This is a genomic window from Gelidibacter sp., from assembly GCF_035515035.1.
Classification (GTDB): Bacteria; Bacteroidota; Bacteroidia; order Flavobacteriales; family Flavobacteriaceae; genus Gelidibacter.
The window spans coordinates 1-2,450 of the sequence record NZ_DATJCA010000143.1; the positions used below are offsets into that span (position 1 = coordinate 1).

Here is a 2,450-nt window from a genome sequence, read left to right on the forward strand (position 1 = left end):
ACCAAAACTTCATTGTGAAGTTCAATGGCACCATATTGTTTCTCTGACACTTGTCTGGGTAAATGCCGATGGTTATCTCGTTCAATATTTGACGTGACCGTATTGGTATATCCTTGATCGGTTAAAAGATCAAAAGCAGTGTGTATCTGATCGTGGGCTACTAAAATATCAATATCGCCTATCATGCGCTCGGCAGGATCATGAAAAGTATTGCCTGCAATCAAGGCAACACCCTTAATAAAAACATGGTTAATCTGCTCTTTCTTTAAAATTTCTGAAATCTCAAGTACTTCCTTTAAAAGTATTTCATTCCGCCCTCTGTTTATACTTGTAATTTCCTCTAAATAAAACGCTAAATCCTCAGGAATAAGTGGCAATAGATTTTTAGCTTTAAGACGACAATAAAGTGCCGGCAACATTAAATGCCTACTCGCAACAATGACAACAGTATCCCAATCTATTGTATGGTTTGATAGATGATTGGCAAGCGTCTCTTGGTTATTGTCAAAATTCAAGAGGTCTGCAATGAGTTGCAGCGTTGTACTAAAGGATCTTTTTGTCAAGGAATTAAAAAGTTAAGAAACATCCAAAAGTAAATAAAATAAAGGAAGTCTTAAGGCTATAAAGCCTCGAATAGCTTTTTAAATTGAGAGATAGCGAAATTATTATCGGCGTACTGCAATTCAAAGCATTCTAAATTTTGTAGCCAATCCAAAAAGAGTTGTGCATTGGTTGCCAGAGGCGATAGCCAGGATTCGGGGATTAAAGTGGCTAAAATTTGGTCGGTGTCTACTTTTTTTAATGTAGATGATACAGCGGCGTCATATTTTACATAAACTACCTTTTTGCAGGGCAGGTGCAAAATGGAGTTTTCAAAATCGTTTACGGGAGGAATATATTTAAGGTTCACATGTTTTGAAGTGCTCGGATGGATAGGGAATTGGTCAAACTCAGAGAATATTTCCTCTAAAATAACAAAAGCACCTTCTTTGACTGAAATTCCCGAAGGAAACCGGTAAACCTCTTGATTTATTGCAGATAAGGGTGTAAAATCGTCAGCTATAACATCCATGCCACTGGCCATTAATAGTGCTGATAGTGTGCTTTTCCCATTGCCTGAATCGCCAATAATCATGATGGCTTCTTTGGCATTGCATACGGTTGAGGCATGGAACGTCCCAATCCAGTCCGCCTCCTGCTTATCATATAACAGGTTAATTAGTTCTACGGCAAATCGCCCTTGAAGCAAGTGGAAATCAGAAATAGAATAATGCTCAATATACGCACCGTTTTTGAGCAGATATAAACTGTCTCCATATTTGTAAATATCAAAATGGCAAGATACGGCATTTGGTTTTTCAATGGTGGCGTGGGCAAATTGAGGATGAATAAGATTTTTAATAGATTGCGATCCAAAGTTAATGGACATCGTGGTATCACCAAAGCCATAATATAAGTTGAGAGCCTTTTTAGGTGTTAAAGGAATTGGTGATTGTTGGGATTTGGGATTAACGATGGTGTTTGAAGTGATCAACACATTAGTAATCTCATTATAATACAGCTCCGCTTGCGCTGAAGATATATTAAAATCGATATGAAGTTGTGTAATAAAATCGGCTTGGCTATGTGATATAAGATAGACCTCTATAAGATCCTTTAAGGTATCAGAAATAACAATATACTGATTAGATGTTTCAAACCAAACAATATAATTGTTCTTTAATTGGGAAATAAGCTTTGGAGTAAGTTTTACATTCAAGCCAATAAATTAAAGATCATCTTCAAAAGGATACCCACCACCATCAGGTGGATTTGAAAGTGCATGCGCTTTTTTAGGGTTCAATATAAGAAACGTTCCAACAGCCGTAAGTGCAGCGTATTTGCCCATACGCTGAAGTGCTTCTTTTCTGGTTATTTCAGATTTAGAGTTTTTGTTTTCCATAATGCAAATATAAAAATCATTTTATAATTAAATAAATATTCCATGACAAATATTTATTTTATATAATCCGACAGCTATCAGTGTTTTGTGATGCTTTTATAGCGTTTTATTTGTGATGTTTTTTAAGAACAATTTATCATAATCATAAAGCATTTTACATATTCGCTTTTTGTAATTTAAGTGTAGTCAATTTGCCTGCATTTGGGATATCCATGGCACCAGAAAACACAAACTAAAAACAAGAAAGATCGTCAAGTAATGTTATCAGATCATGAATCTTTGCTTCCGATATCTATTACTAATCACAAACAAGTAAAACTGCCTGCCCATAACGTCAAACAGCTAACCAATTACACTATAAAATTTCAATAAAAAAGCGGATCTTTTTGGGATCCGCTTTAGTTTATAACACTTCCAATATTTGGAGAGCGTTATACGCTCCGTTGTTTAGGAGGTACTGAACACCGTTGACTTCTTGATAGAACGCCACTTTCAAAAAGTAGAACTG

The 2,450-nt window shown here is 35.7% G+C and carries 3 protein-coding genes; all 3 read right to left on the reverse strand.

All coding sequences use genetic code 11. The features are described from left to right. On the reverse strand, positions 1–563 hold a 563-nt coding region (locus VLZ86_RS11460), incomplete at its 3' end, for a nucleotidyltransferase family protein (RefSeq protein ID WP_325451430.1). 56 nt (positions 564–619) lie between these two features. Beyond that, positions 620–1,759, reverse strand: coding sequence for a hypothetical protein (locus tag VLZ86_RS11465; protein ID WP_325451432.1), 1,140 nt, complete (start codon positions 1,757–1,759; stop codon positions 620–622). Between the two features lie 9 nt (positions 1,760–1,768). Further along, positions 1,769–1,942, reverse strand: a complete 174-nt coding sequence (locus VLZ86_RS11470; RefSeq protein ID WP_325451434.1) for a hypothetical protein — start codon at positions 1,940–1,942, stop codon at positions 1,769–1,771. Positions 1,943–2,450 lie beyond the last annotated feature (508 nt).